The following is a 16047-nucleotide window of genomic DNA, read 5'->3' as shown; positions in this document are numbered from 1 at the left end:
TTTAATAAGAAAGTGTTGGCCATCCAGATGACCATGTAAAATATACGATTTCGAGTTTTGGATTTCCGTTATCGGCTGCGTTGTAATAATGAACGGCTCCTTTTTGCGTTCCTGTAATTCTCGACAAATGTCCTGGCCCAATGTAATTGCCTTGTGAAGCCAAAACGGTTGTTCCGCCTCCGCTTTTTAAAGAAACTCCATTTTTATCTACAAAAGGTCCGAACGGACTTGTAGAGCGTCCGACAACAATGTAATAGGTACTGTTTACGCCGTTGCAACAAGTGCCGCGATTTACAAACATGTAGTAATAACTTCCTTCTTTAATTAGACAAGGAGCTTCCCAAGATGCACCGTTTCCGCCTGCAACAATGGTTCTGCTTCCTGTTGTTTTTCCTGTTGAAGGATTAATTTGAATAACTCCGATTCCGGCATGCCAAGAACCATAAGCCATGTATACATTTGAACCATCCACTAAAATAGACGGATCTATAGCATTTACGTCTGAGGCTGATGAAGACGAAACCACAACTCCTCTGTCTGTCCAGTTTGTTCCTGCACTTTGCGAAATTGAAGGCGATGTAACCAATCCGATTGCTGAAGTGGCAGAACCAAATGTCGAACAAGAATAATACATATTCCATCTGTTATTAAACCAAGCAACATCTGGCGCCCAGAACGTTTTTGTAAATCCTGGAACATACCCTGTAATCCAACTTGGCGTTGATGAGAATACTGATGTTCCCCATGACCAGTTGATTAAATCTCTTGAATAAGTAACTGGAATATTATCGCCAGTGGTAAATACATAATAATTAACGCCACTTTTTACAATCGTACTCGGATCGTGCGAGGGCACATTTCCGCCGACTGTTTTAGCGGTCGAATTGATAACCTGTGAATCCTGAGCATTTACAGCTGCTGCTGCTTCCTCTGTTGGGACAATATCTTCATTTTGACAACTCCCTAATGATACTGCTAATAAAACCAAACTTATTATTGTTTTCATTGTATATAATTTAGTTACTGTTAAAAATTACTTCTCTTGTATTCCAATTCTAAGGCATAATATCATGTGAAGCGGCAATTCTTCACATGATATTAAGTATTTAACTAACTCAAATAAATATTAGTAACTGTCGTTTTGGATAGTTCCCGGGTTATTATCCATTTCTAATTGCGGAATTGGGAAATATTCTCTTCCTGCTGTATAAGAATTAAATTCGGCATCTCTTGCTTTCAGCCAAGCTAATTTAGCTGGATCTTGAAGCCATCCCCAACGGCGGATATCATCAAAACGGTGTCCTTCAAGAGGGAATTCTAAAAATCTTTCGTGGCCAATCTGTTCTCTCATCTGTGCTTGGCTCATTCCTGGTTTTGTCGTTGCCAAATCAGGAAGATTGACTCTGTTTCTTACCATTTGAATGTAAGTATAAGCTCCTGGAGTATCTCCTGTTTCGTTTAAACATTCTGCATACATTAAAAGAATATCGGCATATCGTAATAAACGCTCGTTGATTCCTGAACGCCAATCGTATTCGTCTGCAAATTGTCCGTCAGAGTTTTGGTATTTTCTACAGAATAAATCGTTTAAATCGGCTGGGCTTGAAGCATAGAATGTGGCAAAATCTTTTCCATACAATTGCATTCCGCCTGGTTTGTTGTAGAAAATAGTAGCTTCTAAACGCGGATCGTCTGCGCCAGATACTGTTTTTTCTTCTTTAAATTCATTAAATAATGCCCATGTTGGCTGCACGTCGGTCCAACCGAAAGCGCGTGGAGCGTAAGTAATGGCTCTTGCAGAAGTTTTTCCCCAGCCAGAAGCAGGAGCGCCTCCCCATCCTAAATCAACTCCTCCAGCATCTCTACTAAATTGCACTTCAAAAAGAGATTCTGAATTGTTTTCGTTTGCTGTTGTAAAATTGTCTCGATAGTTGCTTACTAATGAATAAACGCCTAAATCTATTACTTGCTTAAAAGTTGTTCTAGCAGTAGCAAAATCTTTGGTAAACAAATAGGCTTTTCCTAAATATCCTAATGCTGCACCTTTTGTAGCACGCCCTTTCTGTCCTGCGTCTAATCCTGAAATTCCAACATAAGTATTTGGAAGCAATTCTGCTGCCGCTTTAAAGTCGGCAATAACTTGCGCCCAGCCTTCTTCTTGTGTTTTTTGAGGATAATAAACCGCTAATTCTGTCGGAAGAGGCACATTCTTAAATAAATTTACGGCGTGAAATAAATATAAACCTCTTAAAAAATAAGCCTGCCCTATTATTCTGTCTTTCAACGCCTGATCCATTTCAATGTTCGGAACATTTGTTAATACCTGATTGGCACGGTAAATACCTTGATAATACGTTTCGTATGCCCATCCGTAAATGGCAGGATCTGCCACATTCGAATTGAAATGTCCAACGTTGTACATAGAACCCCACGGACTATTTGTACGAGAATCATCTGCTTTTACATCCAACAATAATGGTGTGCTTCTCATATACGTTCCATCTGTCAATAAACTTCCGTACGCCGCATTTACACCTTGCAGTGCATCTTCATCTGTTTTCCAAAAGTTATCGACTGCATCATTATTTGGATCTAGTTGTGTCAGATCTTCGTTATCCACACAGCTTGTTGTAACCAAGGCTAGTGAAAGGAAAACGGTTATATAGCTAAATATTTTAGATTTCATTTTAATACGTTTTAATGGTTAGACCTGGTTTAGAAGCTCACTTCTACTCCTAAAGAAATTGTTCTCGGATTTGGAAAAGATCCTGCATCATATCCTCTTGAAAGCAATCCGTCACTGTTAAAGTCAGGATCGTATCCTTTGTATTTAGAGATAATTAACAGGTTTTGACCATTTAGGTAAACCTTAGCTTTTTCAATAAATTTATCTTTAATCGGAATGTTGTAACCGATTTCCATTGTCTGTAATTTCAAATAATCACCGCTTTCAATAAATCTGTTTGAATCTCTAGCATTTCCATTTGGATCTCCAATAACTGGAGCTGGAATATTGGTATTGGTGTTAGTTGGTGTCCAATAATTTAATTCGTCTGTATGATGGTTGGTGTATTGACCAATCATTAAGTTGCGGTACATGGCATTAAATACTTTATTTCCACCAGCTCCTTGCCAAAACATGGAGAAATCAAAGTTGGAATAAGAAGCACTAAAATTAAATCCGAAACCATATTTAGGAATGGTTACGCCTTGAAAAGTTCTATCAGCATCAGTTATAGCTCCGTCTCCATTTACATCTCTAAATTTTATGTCTCCAGGAGCCGCGCCAGTTTGTGTTGGAGAAGACGCAACTTCAGCCGCATTCTGGAAAATTCCAATCGCTTCCCAAGCAAACATTTCTCCTACCGATCTTCCTACTTCTGTTTTAGAAACTGCTCCATAAATAGGATTTCCGTTTACACCGATTTTAGTCACTTCATTTTTAAGTGTTCCAAAGTTGGCCGAAATATCATATTTAAATTTATGATGGTGATTGCTGTAAGACGCTGTAAATTCTACTCCTGAGTTTTTCATCGATCCTGCATTTGTTGTTACACTTGCTGGAAATGCTCCTGTAGAAAACGGCAGAGGAACTCCCAATAATAAATCATCTGATTTTTTGATGAAATATTCAGCCGTAAACTGTAAATCATTATTGAAGAATCCTAACTCGATTCCAACATTGGAGTTGATCGATTTTTCCCATTTTACATTTGGGTCAAGAGCAGCTACTACCGTTGTTCCAGGTGCAAGCTCATTATTAAAATCATATCCTGCAAAACTGTTTACTGTCGAAGCAAAGAAATATTGCGAAATAGTATTGTTTCCTAATGTACCATAACCTCCTCTAAGTTTAATATTGCTTATCCATTCAGGCAATGTCCAAAATTTTTCGTTGCTAAGTTTCCATCCTCCTGAAAAAGAGTAAAAGTTTGCTGAGTTATTTTTTTCGCTAAAAAGAGATGTTTTATCTTGTCTAAAGTTACCCTGCACTAAATATCTGTCATCATAAGAATAATTCAATCTGCTGATATAAGATACTCCTGTAATTGTAAATTTATACTCAGATGCATTTCTAGCATCAGCATACTGAAGCATCGGAATGTCGTTTGGAGTAAAACCTACACCTCTCATATTATATCTGTGATAATCTCTTTTTTCTTGGATCCAACCCGCAAGAGCATCAATTTTATGTTTGCCTAATGTAACTTCATAAGTTAAAATGTTATTTAAGAATGTTCTTAACTCATTTCCAGTTTCAACATCCAGAGAAGCTTCATCATTTGTAGTAATATAATACCATCCTAAATCACTTGGCGGAATAAATTTTCTGTTTTCCCAGTCTGTTCTGTCATAACTTACATCCAGTTTATATTTAAGACCTTTTACTATTTCAACTTCTCCCCAAACGTCTCCAATGAAACGATTTCTTTTTCCGTTGTTGTCAATTAAATTGTTGTACCCAATTGGGTTCATAGAAATAGCTCTTTGCGTCAAGTTGTCTGTACCTCCGTAACCTCCAAGTCTGTTGGCATCGTAAACTGGCATAGTCGGAACCGCTCCTAAGATGTCACTTACAACAGTTTGTCCTGCATTGTATTCGTTAAAAATTTCTTTGTCAGATTGCGTATACGCTATTTTCGCACCGTATTTAAATCTTCCTTTTTTACCGTTTAAATTTAAATTGGTCGATAATCTCTCATAGTCCTGAGGCGTTTTGATGTAGCTTGTATTTTTAAAATAATCTACATTAAAGCTATACGCGATACTTTCTGCACCACCAGTAAATGTAAGAGCTTGATTTTGCACAACCCCCGTCTGAAAAGCTTCTTTTTGCCAGTCTGTATTTACATTTGATATATAAGATGGACTATTTGGGTCGTTTCCTGGAGCAATACTTACAGGAACTCCTGCTCTAATATCTCTGTTTCTTTCCGCCTCGCTTGTGATTTTCTGATATCCTAAACGATCTGTAACATCCCACTTTTTAGCCACGTTTTGAAGACCTACAATCGACTTGAATTTAATATCCATTTTGCCTTGTCTGCCTTTTTTAGTTGTAATAATTACAACACCATTTGCACCGCGAACACCATAAATAGCAGCCGAAGAAGCATCTTTTAAAACCTGCATCGATTCTATTTCTCCTGGAGCAAAATCGTATGGAGAATCAACCATAATTCCGTCAATTACAAACAATGGATTGTTGTTACTAAATGAAGTTATCCCTCTAATTTTTACATTGACAAAACCTCCTGGTTCTCCCGAAGATTGAACCGTAACACCTGGTACTTGCCCTTGAAGCATTTTGGCCGCATCGTAAGTCACTACTTTTTTAGCCGATTCTAAATTAACGACACTTACAGAACCCGTTAAGTCCGATTTCTTTTGAGTTCCGTAACCAATAACAACTACCTCATTAAGCTTATTGGTATCTTCGCCTAAAGCCGCATCAATTTTAGACTGGCTTCCTACAACTATCTCTTTGTTCTGAAATCCTATAAATGAAAAAACTAAAACATCATTTGGTGAGGCTTTAATCGAATACTCTCCATCAAATCCAGTTGTAGTAACTGTTTTGGTTCCTTTTATAATAATGTTTACACCCGGCAAAGGAAGATTGTCTTGTGCCGATGTTACAACTCCTGTTATCGTTTTGCCTTGAGCAGACAATTGATTGGCAGAAAATAACAGCATCAATACTGCTAAAATCCAGTTCTTTTTTGGCAATAGAAAATTGCAATACAAAAGTAATTTTTGTTTTGTAATCATAATGGTTTAGTTAAGATTGGTTAGTGGTTTTAAGTTAATAAGTGTTAATCTTACATTTGTAAATTTAACTAAAAAAAAACCACGTAAACAAATTAATATCACAAAAAAAGAGCAGAAAAAAAACACATATCGCAAATTAAGTGTTCAATTAACATTTAAAAACTCATAGTTTTTTCAAAAAAACAGCCCTTTTTTAAGTTTTAATTGTGTAAAAAATACACTTTTAATGAAAAAGTCGTTTTTTAATCAAAAAACACATCAATCAAAAAAAAATACAAATAATCTGTTTTTTAGTATTTTGAATTGAAAAAATAGATATTTTTGTAGGTAAAAGATTGTTTATTTCAGATCAATTTTGATTAAACAGAAGCTTTTTTGCAAAAAACTATCCTTGACTGTCCTGTTTTTTTCTTAAAAAAATCTTAAAAAGAATATTTGTATGTTATTTTTATGTAAAAAGTTACTTTTTTAACTATACATTTGAGCAGTTAATTATGTAAGTGTGAAATCTACATTAATAAATTATGAAAGCTTTTAGGAAGTTCATATATTTACCCATCCAAATTAATTATATATGCTAAACAGTTATAGCTCTGCTGATAAAGTTTTACTAGCGGTAGACTGCATCATTTTCGGATTTGATCATGAGGGCTTGAAAATCCTTCTGATTCAAAGAGATTTTGAGCCTGAAAAAGGAAAATGGTCCTTGATTGGAGGATTTCTAAAACGCGATGAAGTTTTAGATGCTGCCGCAACTAGAATATTAAATACATATACAGGTCTTAACGATATTTACATGGAGCAGCTATATGCTTACAGCGAAATTGATCGTGACCCTGTAGAAAGAACCATTTCGGTTTCTTATTTTGCTTTAATTAATATAGAAAATCACAATGCAGAATTGATTCAGAATTATCATGCAGAATGGTTCCCAATTAACGATGCGCCAAACTTAATTTTCGACCACAACGAAATGGTGCAAAACGCAATTAAAAGACTTCGATACAAAACCTCTGTAAAACCAATTGGTTTTGAATTACTTCCAGAGAAATTCACCATGCGTCAGCTTTTAGAATTATACGAAGCAATTTTGAGCAAAGAATTGGATAAAAGAAATTTCATCAGTAAAATAAACTCTTTAGAAATCTTAAATAAACTAGACGAAAAAGACATGCAGTCTTCTCGCAAAGGTTCTTATTTATATACTTTTAATAAAGAGAAATATGAAGAAAAATTACTTAACGATTTTGTTCTGAATTTGTAAGCTGTAACGCATATTTATTTAACACATAGAAACATAGCTTTTCTTTGTGGAGATAAGGCGTTTCACTTTTTTAAATGCACATAGCTATGTGTGGAAACTAGTTTCTTTTGTACTCTTTTTAAAGTTCAAAAAATCTATGTTTCTATGTGTTTAAAAATTTATTCGCAAAAAAATTTTTACAAAGAATTCCGCATAATAAGAGCAGATCTGTTTTCGATCTGCTCTTTTGTTCCTTTTAGAATCATATCGGCTAGAATTTTTCCCATCAATTCAAAATTGGTTGAGATTGTCGTAATTCCGTTTGCAGCGATTTTCTTTAATGCAGTTTCATTATAAGATATAATTCCGAAGTCTTCTCCTAGTTTTAAATTTCGATTGATCGCATTTTCGATAACCAAAAGCAAATCGCGATCGTTAGGAATAATATACAAATCTCCCAAAGCAATTGATTGGTTGCTGAAATCTGAGATAATTTCATATTCAAAACCATACGTCTGGCAGAATAATTCAAAACCCAATTTCATTCCTGTAGGTTCTCTAAAACCAGAAAAAATTAAAATCAGTTTCTTGTATTTTGACAAACGGGATTTGCCTTTTATCAAACCTTCATAAATATCTTTTTGATGATTCTGGTAAATCGCCGGAAACATTTTCAACTCAGAATTGGTCTGATCCAAAATAATTACGTCGCCTACTGGTAGGGTTTTTATAGAATCGACGATATCGTTTAAGTTCGTCGGCATGATAATGTATTTGGTATAATTTCCATTGCTGTCATTTAGGAGTTTTTTGAAAACTTGAACATTAAAATGATGAAAGAAAATATCGACCTGAACATTTTTTCCGATGTTTTTTAAAAACGAATTATAAATGTCTTCTTTGAAAATATTCAATTCGTCAAAAAGTAAAAAAACCTTCTGAGTTATAGTGATTTCAACGCTTTTAACATAATATCCCTTCCCAGGAATGGCATAAATAATTCCCCTTTTCTTCAATTCCTCATACGCCAGTAAGACCGTATCTCGAGACAAAGAAAAAGCCAAGCAGACTTTATTGACCGACGGAAGCCTGTCACCTTTAACTAAATTCCCCTCTTCAATAGCTTTTTCTATTGAAAGAATAATCTGCTTATATTTTGGCAGACCAATATTATTTTGAATTGAAATAAGGCTCATGATAAAGTCATTTTGACTATTAATATTAAAAACTGGTAGGTACTGGTATGCAAAAATAATAAATGTTTCTATTTTTGAATTTCACTTTTGGTAATTTTTTTATGGAAATAAAACACATATCGCATTTAAAAGAGAATCCTAATTGTAAATTGTTTGGTTTAATGCCTAATAAGGATGAAATTTATTCAATTGATCTCGTTAACAAAAACGGAATGAAAGTTCAGATCATCAATTATGGTGCAACGGTAACTTCGATCCAAATTCCGTTAAACGGAAAACTGGTAGATGTGGTTTTAGGTTTCGATAATATAGAAGCGTATTTAGAATCTTATAATTTACCAAGTGCTCCTTATTTCGGAACTACCGTTGGCCGTTATGCCGGACGTATTCATAAAGGTGCTTTTAGCCTAAATGACATCGAATTTAAGCTTGATGAAAACAATAACGGAAATACGCTTCATGGCGGTGATATGGGATTTGGAAGAAGAATCTGGAATGTAGCGAATGTAATTTCTGGAGAAAATCCATCTGTTACTTTTAGTCTCTTGAGCGAACATTTAGACGAAGGCTTTCCAGGAGAAATGACCGTTTTCTTGACTTATACGTTAACCGAAGAAAACGAATTAAAGTTAGAATATAAAGCAACCTCAACTGAAGATACGGTTATCAACTTAACGCATCACAGCTATTTTAATCTTGACGGACACGATGCAAATATTCTGGAACAGCAAATGTTTATCAAATCGGCTAAAATGCTGGAAACAAATCCAGACAATATTCCAACGGGAAATTATACCGATTTAACGAATCATGATTTTGATTTCAGAACGCCAAAAAACTGTCCGTTTCCTATTGACAATTCTTTCGTAGTCAATTCTAAAACAGAAATTGTGGCGCAGTTAATCAGTCTTAAAAATAACTTGAGAATGAATGTGTACACCGATCAGCCAAGTGTACATATATATGTAGGCGGAAATTGTTTCGGAAAACTAAAAGGAAAAGAAAATGTAGATTACAATGCACAGAGCGGAATTTGTTTTGAAACGCAAAATTTCCCAGACGCTCCAAATCATGCTCATTTTCCAAATGCTATTTTGAAAAAAGGAGAAGAATACACGCAGAAAACGCTTTATAAATTTGAAAGTTTAAATTAAAATAATAGCCATTCGATGAGATAAATAAAATCTAATTGAATCTGCTAAAATCTTTTAATCCCGATAGCTATCGGGAGCGTGAAATAACTTTGCGTATAGATTTTTTCACGCAGATTTAGACAGATTAAAGCAGATTTACGCCGATTTAAATTTTAATTGAAAAAATGATTTCAAAAAAATATTAATACAATTCCAAAAACCACAATACAACTAACTATATATAATGAATGATATTTTAATACAGAATACCACTGCTTTTTTTGAGAAATCTTTCGGAACTTCTCCAGAAAAAACGGTACTTTCTCCAGGCAGAATCAACATCATTGGAGAACATATTGACTACAATGATGGTTATGTTTTACCTGCTGCAATCGACAAAATAATATGTTTCGCTTTCGGTAAAAAAAATTCCAAAACTTCTAAAGTAATCGCAATTGATTTAAACGAAGAATTTGAAATCGATCTGACTCAGGAAGTAAAATTAAGCGATGTGGTTTGGACGAATTATATTCGCGGGGTTATCAAACAGCTTCAAGATAACGGATTTTCTTTTGAAGGTTTCAACTGCGTTTTCAGCAGTAATATTCCCGTTGGCTCTGGATTGTCTTCTTCGGCCGCTTTAGAATGCGGAATGATTTTCGGAATTAAATCTCTTTTTGATTTAAAATTGGAGAAAAAAGATATCGCATTATTAGGTCAGAAAGCAGAACATTGGGTTGGAATCAACTGCGGAATTATGGATCAGTTTTCTAGCGTTCACGGACTTGAAAATAAAGTTATTCAGTTAGATTGCAATACTTTAGATTTTGAATATCACAACGCCGACTTCAAAGATTATTCTCTGATTTTGTTTGATTCTAATGTAAAACATTCGCTTTTTACATCTGAATACAATACCAGAAGAATTGAATGTGAAGAAGGTTTATCAATCATAAAAAGCCATTTTCCAGAAGTAAAAAGTTTTAGAGATGCAACCGAAGAACAGGTTTTGAGTCTAAAAGACAAATTTTCTGGAAAAGTTTTCAGCAGAGTTCATTTTGTAGTAAAAGAGATCAATCGTGTTATCAAGGCCTGCAAAGCTTTAGACGCGGGCAATATCGAACTTTTGGGCGAATTGCTTTTTGAAACACATTATGGTTTATCGCAAGAATATGAGGTAAGCTGCGAAGAATTAGACATGCTTGTTGATACAGCAAAAGAAGATGAAACCATCGTTGGTTCGCGACTTATGGGCGGTGGTTTTGGAGGTTGCACTATTAATTTAGTTAAAAAAGGGCATGAAAATGAGGTAAAACGTAAGTTCTCTAAGCTTTATTTAGATACATTTGGAATTGAATTAAAATTCTACGATGTAAAAATCTCAAACGGAACAACATTACTTTAATACCACAACACACTACAATGAAAAATTTTGACATTAACGAAGATCCGCACAGACGTTTCAACCCCCTAATTAATGAATGGGTTTTAGTTTCTCCGCATCGTTCTAAACGACCTTGGCAGGGACAAAACGAAGTTATTTCTACAGAAGAACTTCCGCAATACGATCCAACTTGTTATTTATGCCCAGGAAATGTTCGTGCCAACGGAGCTCATAATCCCGCTTACGAAAACAGTTTTGTTTTTGAGAATGATTTTGCAGCTATGAAACAGGACGAAATTATTTTTGAAGAAGATATCAAACATACTTTTTTTAAAGCAAAACCAGAGCAGGGAATTTCACGAGTTGTTTGCTTTTCGCCAAGACACGATCTTACGTTACCAGAAATGGAAATTGCAGATATTGAGAACATCATCAAAACTTGGCAAAAAGAATATACCGATTTAGGAAACATTAAATTCATCAACCACGTTCAGATTTTTGAAAATAAAGGAAGCGTGATGGGTTGCAGCAATCCGCACCCGCACGGTCAGATTTGGGCGCAATCTTCGTTGCCAACTCAGGTGGAAAAAACACATAACAGCTTAAAATCGTATTACGATAAAAACCAAAGAACGCTTCTAGAAGATTATGTAAAAGCCGAATTAAAAGTGGGCGATCGCATTGTAATCGAAAATGATCATTTTGTTGCTTTGGTTCCTTTCTGGGCAATTTGGCCTTACGAAACGATGATTGTAAGCAAAAGAGCCGTAAATAAAATTACCGATTTTACTGCTGAAGAAAGTACCGCTTTCGCGAAAATCTTAAAGCAATTAACTACGAAGTATGACAATTTATTTAATACTTCTTTTCCATATTCTTCAGGAATTCACCAATCGCCAACCGATGGATTGCTTCATCCAGAATGGCATTTTCACATGCACTTCTACCCGCCATTGTTAAGATCGGCAACGGTAAAGAAATTTATGGTTGGATACGAAATGATGGGCGAATCGCAGCGAGATATTACTCCAGAAAAAAGTGCCGAAATCTTAAGACAGCTTTCAGATGTGCATTATAAAAGTATGGTAAAAGCATAACGCTTTCGTGTTGGAATTTAGTCTAAAATCAAAAATTTAACACAAATTGTTATTTATAAATGTAAAAAACACATTTACTAATAGCTGATTTCTAAATTTTTATTTTACATTTGGCTTCTACTTTTATTTTCGCAAAAAAATAACAGAAATAAAACACATCTTGCATTTTTAACAAGATTAAACAACACAAAAACAATTTAAACCACATAAACAAACAACCTTATAATAATTATTTAAAATACTACTAACAATGAACCAAAACCTCGCTGTCGCAGATTATGCGGTTTTTATTATCTATTTTATCGTAGTTTCTGTCTACGGTTATACTGTTTACCGCAAACGTAAACAAGACGAACAGGATGCTAAAGCATACTTTTTGGCTGAAGGAAATTTAACATGGTGGGCAATTGGAGCTTCTCTTATTGCTTCTAATATTTCTGCAGAACAATTCATCGGAATGAGTGGTGAAGGTTTCTTTTTAGGAATCGCTGTTGCTGCTTACGAATGGCTTGCTGCCGTTGCACTTATTATTGTGGCTGTCTGGTTTATTCCGGTATATCTTAAAAATAAGATCTACACGATGCCTCAATTCTTAAAAACACGTTACAACGAATCTACTGCATTGATTATGGCAGTTTTCTGGTTGTTTTTATACGTTTTTGTAAACTTAACTTCTATTCTTTATTTAGGAGCTGTTGCTATTAACGGTCTTGCAGGCGGAGAATATCTGCACGTAATCATGTTAGGATTAGCCATTTTTGCACTATTTATTTCTCTTGGAGGAATGAAAGTTGTGGCTTATACAGACGTTATTCAAGTTGCCGTTTTAATTATAGGAGGTTTGGTAACTTCTTATATTGCATTGACAACTGTTGGAAGTGCTTTTGGAGTTGGCGAAAATGCCATTGCCGGTTTCAAAGTTTTAATGAAAGAAGCACCAGAGCATTTTAAAATGATTATTCCAAAACCAACTGCTACATCTTCGCAGTTAGAAATCGATAAATATTTAACTTTCCCTGGATTGTTATCTTACGCTGCTGGTATCTGGATCATCAACTTAAACTACTGGGGATGTAACCAATACATTACACAAAGAGCACTTGGAGCAGATTTGCAAACGGCTCGTACAGGAATTTTATTTGCTGGTTTATTAAAATTATTAATGCCGCTTATCGTAATGCTTCCTGGAATTGCGGCTTACGTTTTATATACAAACGGACAATTGCCTCAATTGGTTGGAGGAAAAGACGGTGCTTATTCTGCCATTCTAACATTCCTTCCGACAGGATTAAAGGGACTTTCTGTTGCGGCTTTAACTGCGGCGATCGTTGCTTCTTTGGCTGGAAAAGTAAACAGTATTTCAACAATCTATACCTTAGATATTCATAAAAAATACATTCAAAAAGATGCTGGCGAAAAACAACAAGTAAACATTGGTAGACTTGCCGTATTTGCTGCAATGCTTTTAGCTGTATTATTTACATGGAATGACATCTTAGGAATCGGTGGTGTTGGTGGATTTACCTACATCCAAAAATACACAGGATTCATTAGCCCTGGAGTTTTTGCTATGTTCTTCTTAGGTATGTTCTGGAAAAGAACTACAGGATCTGCTGCTATCGTGGGTGTAATTTTAGGATTTGTATTATCGGTTTTATTCAACGAATACGCTCCTGCATTATTTGGACCTGATACACTTTTATATACGGCTTACCCTAACGGAAAAGGAGCTTACGAAATTCCGTTCCACATCTGTATGGGATTATCATTTTTCTTCACAATGTTGGTGATGATCTTGATGAGTTTCGCTGGACCAAAAGTAAACCCTAAAGCATTCGAGACTGAGCCTGGAATGTTCAAAGTTAAACCGCAGACAACGGTCTTAATCGTAATCACGATGCTGATCATTATTGCGCTTTATGTTAAGTTCTGGTAAAAATTATCAGTTCTAATTCTCTCTATTTTTACAGCTGTTGTTTGTCATGAACAACAGCTGTAAATTTTTAAAAGAGTTTATTAAATGATATATTGCCACAGATTATAAGGATTAAAATGATTTTTTTTCTGTGCTTTTTGCCTCGACCCGAGCGATAGCGAACAGGCGAAGCAGTTACACCAATTTACACTAATTTCTTTTTTTTAATTATTCTAAAATTGGTGTAAATTGGTGTAATTCGTGGCAACATAATTACTCTCACAGATTTTTAAAATCATTTTAATCCTTATAATCTGTGGCAAAAAAAATTAAAAGTATTTAAATTAAAATAAAAATCATGCAGTTATCATTAACCCAAAAAATCATTATCGTTACGGGCGGTGCAAAAGGAATCGGTTTAGGAATCGTTAAAGTTCTGGCCGAAGAAAATGCCATTCCGTTTATCGTTGGACGTAACGAAAATGACAACATCAAAGCCGTAGAAGAATTAAAAGCCATTGGAAAAGAAGCACATCAAGTTGCTGCCGATTTAACCAAACCCGAAGACTGCAAAAAAGCCGTTGAAGCCGTAATCGCCGAATTCGGAAGAATTGACGGACTGGTAAACAATGCCGGAGTTAATGACGGCGTTGGATTAGAAAACGGAAATTATGAAGATTTCGCTGCTTCCCTTCACAAAAACTTGGTTCATTATTATTTGATGGCGCAGCACGCACTTCCATACTTGAAAGAATCAAAAGGTGCCATCGTAAACATTGGTTCTAAAACTGCTGAAACCGGACAAGGCGGGACTTCTGCTTACGCCGCTTCCAACGGAGGAAGAAATGCCTTAACCAGAGAATGGGCAGTTGAATTACTAAAATACAGCATTCGTGTAAACGCCGTAATTGTAGCCGAATGTTATACACCACTTTACGAAACGTGGATCAATACTTTTGAAAATAAAGAAGAAAAACTAGCTGCAATCACTAAAAATATTCCACTAGAAAATAGAATGACAACAGCAGAAGAAATCGCAAACATGGTGGTTTTCCTATTGTCTGAAAAATCAAGCCACACTACCGGACAAATTATTTATGTGGATGGCGGTTATACCCATTTGGATCGATCAATTTAATTTTTTTTCACAAATTTTTTTCGCCACGAATTCACGAATTTTTACAAATAGTAATTTGTGAAATTTACAGTACTTTTTAATACAAAATTTCACAGATTTTTACTCATTTTAATTCGTGAATTCGTGGCTAATTTTTTCCCGTCATATAGCACTACTCTTAAACTCCGTCGGCGTTATTCCTTTACATTTTTTAAAAAGCTTATTAAAATTAGAAGCCGTTTTGTAACCGCACGCATAAGCAATCTCAGACATACTTTTATCTGTTTCTAATAACAATTTACAGGCGTTCGAAATTCTGATTTCATGCAGATAATCCATGAAATTTTTCTTGGTTTTGAGTTTGAACATTCTGCAGAAAGACGTTCGCGTCATATTCGCGACAGCGGCAATTTCTTCTAAGGAAATATTCTTTTTGTAATTTTTATTGACATATTGAAAAACCTCCGAAATGCGATCCGTTTTGGAATCCTTTTGCATTAAGGAATAAATTTCATCATTAATGTAAATCTTATCGTGACTTTCAGAAAGCATTGACAAAATCTCGAAAAGTCCGACAATTACTTCAAAGTCTTTTTTGGCAACTAATTTTTCTAGTTTTTTGGCAATCTGTTTATTCGTTTTTCCGATAATCGAAATCCCTTTTCCAGCCTGAACAAAAAGTTCGTTTATTTTTTGGGTTTCCTGCAATTCATAAAAAGCAGATCCAAAAATATCTTTATTGAAATAAACCACAATCGAATTGGCTTTCAACTCTTCAATTCCTTGATAATATTTCTCATCATTCAACCAAACGTGTGGGATATCCGAACCCAGAAAAACCATATCGCCGGGCTCAAACGGCATAACAGAATTTCCGATAATTCGCTTTCCAAAACTCTCTTTTACATACACCAATTCCAATTCGGGATGCGAATGAAAAGGCGCTTGAAAAAACGGTTCAATCCGATTCAGCACTGAAACTTTGGAGTTGAGATATGACGTTATTTTGGTTTGCTCTAATTTCATATTACAAAGATAATAAAAGATTATATAAGGATAATATTAGACTAATAACCAATGGATAAAAAAACTACTTTTATTTTTTGTTTACTGCCCTAGTTTTAAAGAAAATCAAGGAGTTAAATTGATTTGAAAACTAAAAAGTGACGACACAAAAAAAGAAAAAAACA

11 protein-coding genes are annotated in these 16047 nt (G+C 34.9%); 6 read left to right on the top strand and 5 right to left on the bottom strand.

The genetic code is table 11. The annotated features are described in order from the left end of the window. Position 1 precedes the first annotated feature (1 nt). The 3 genes from EG814_RS02850 to EG814_RS02840 form a co-directional block, all read right to left on the bottom strand. Positions 2-1006, bottom strand: coding sequence for an arabinan endo-1,5-alpha-L-arabinosidase (locus EG814_RS02850; RefSeq protein ID WP_125718692.1), 1005 nt, complete (start codon positions 1004-1006; stop codon positions 2-4). A gap of 120 nt (positions 1007-1126) precedes the next feature. Then, positions 1127-2686 carry a RagB/SusD family nutrient uptake outer membrane protein gene (locus EG814_RS02845; protein ID WP_125718690.1) on the bottom strand — a complete coding sequence of 520 codons (1560 nt, stop codon included), beginning with the start codon at positions 2684-2686 and terminating at the stop codon, positions 1127-1129. Between the two features lie 29 nt (positions 2687-2715). Continuing rightward, entirely contained in the window at positions 2716-5772 is a 3057-nt protein-coding gene (locus EG814_RS02840) for a SusC/RagA family TonB-linked outer membrane protein (protein ID WP_125718688.1), read from the bottom strand. 574 nt (positions 5773-6346) lie between these two features. Here EG814_RS02840 and EG814_RS02835 point away from each other — a divergent pair. Beyond that, the gene (locus EG814_RS02835) at positions 6347-7036 is read left to right on the top strand and encodes an NUDIX hydrolase (RefSeq protein ID WP_125718686.1); all 690 of its coding nucleotides are present in this window, start codon (positions 6347-6349) and stop codon (positions 7034-7036) included. 176 nt (positions 7037-7212) lie between these two features. Here EG814_RS02835 and EG814_RS02830 read toward each other — a convergent pair whose 3' ends face one another. After that, positions 7213-8211, bottom strand: coding sequence for a GntR family transcriptional regulator (locus tag EG814_RS02830; protein ID WP_125718684.1), 999 nt, complete (start codon positions 8209-8211; stop codon positions 7213-7215). Between the two features lie 161 nt (positions 8212-8372). Here EG814_RS02830 and EG814_RS02825 point away from each other — a divergent pair, with 161 nt between their 5' ends. From EG814_RS02825 to EG814_RS02805, 5 genes are all read left to right on the top strand, one after another. After that, positions 8373-9365, top strand: a complete 993-nt coding sequence (locus EG814_RS02825; protein WP_317133034.1) for an aldose epimerase family protein — start codon at positions 8373-8375, stop codon at positions 9363-9365. 223 nt (positions 9366-9588) lie between these two features. Next, positions 9589-10749 carry a galactokinase gene (galK, locus tag EG814_RS02820; RefSeq protein WP_125718680.1) on the top strand — a complete coding sequence of 387 codons (1161 nt, stop codon included), beginning with the start codon at positions 9589-9591 and terminating at the stop codon, positions 10747-10749. A gap of 17 nt (positions 10750-10766) precedes the next feature. Continuing rightward, a complete protein-coding gene (locus EG814_RS02815; protein ID WP_125718678.1) occupies positions 10767-11825 on the top strand; it encodes a UDP-glucose--hexose-1-phosphate uridylyltransferase in 1059 nt (352 codons plus the stop codon). Positions 11826-12075: 250 nt separating this feature from the next. After that, on the top strand, positions 12076-13761 hold the full coding sequence (locus tag EG814_RS02810) for a sodium/sugar symporter (protein ID WP_125718676.1): 1686 nt from the start codon (positions 12076-12078) through the stop codon (positions 13759-13761). A 337-nt stretch (positions 13762-14098) separates the two neighbouring features. Next, positions 14099-14878, top strand: a complete 780-nt coding sequence (locus tag EG814_RS02805) for an SDR family oxidoreductase (RefSeq protein ID WP_125718674.1) — start codon at positions 14099-14101, stop codon at positions 14876-14878. A gap of 141 nt (positions 14879-15019) precedes the next feature. Here EG814_RS02805 and EG814_RS02800 read toward each other — a convergent pair whose 3' ends face one another. Continuing rightward, entirely contained in the window at positions 15020-15883 is an 864-nt protein-coding gene (locus tag EG814_RS02800) for an AraC family transcriptional regulator (RefSeq protein ID WP_125718673.1), read from the bottom strand. Positions 15884-16047 lie beyond the last annotated feature (164 nt).

The sequence above is a fragment of the Flavobacterium ustbae genome, assembly GCF_003946915.1.
GTDB lineage: Bacteria > Bacteroidota > Bacteroidia > Flavobacteriales > Flavobacteriaceae > Flavobacterium > Flavobacterium ustbae.
The sequence above is the reverse complement of the archived record's forward strand: the minus strand, read 5'-3'. Positions and strand labels throughout refer to the sequence as shown.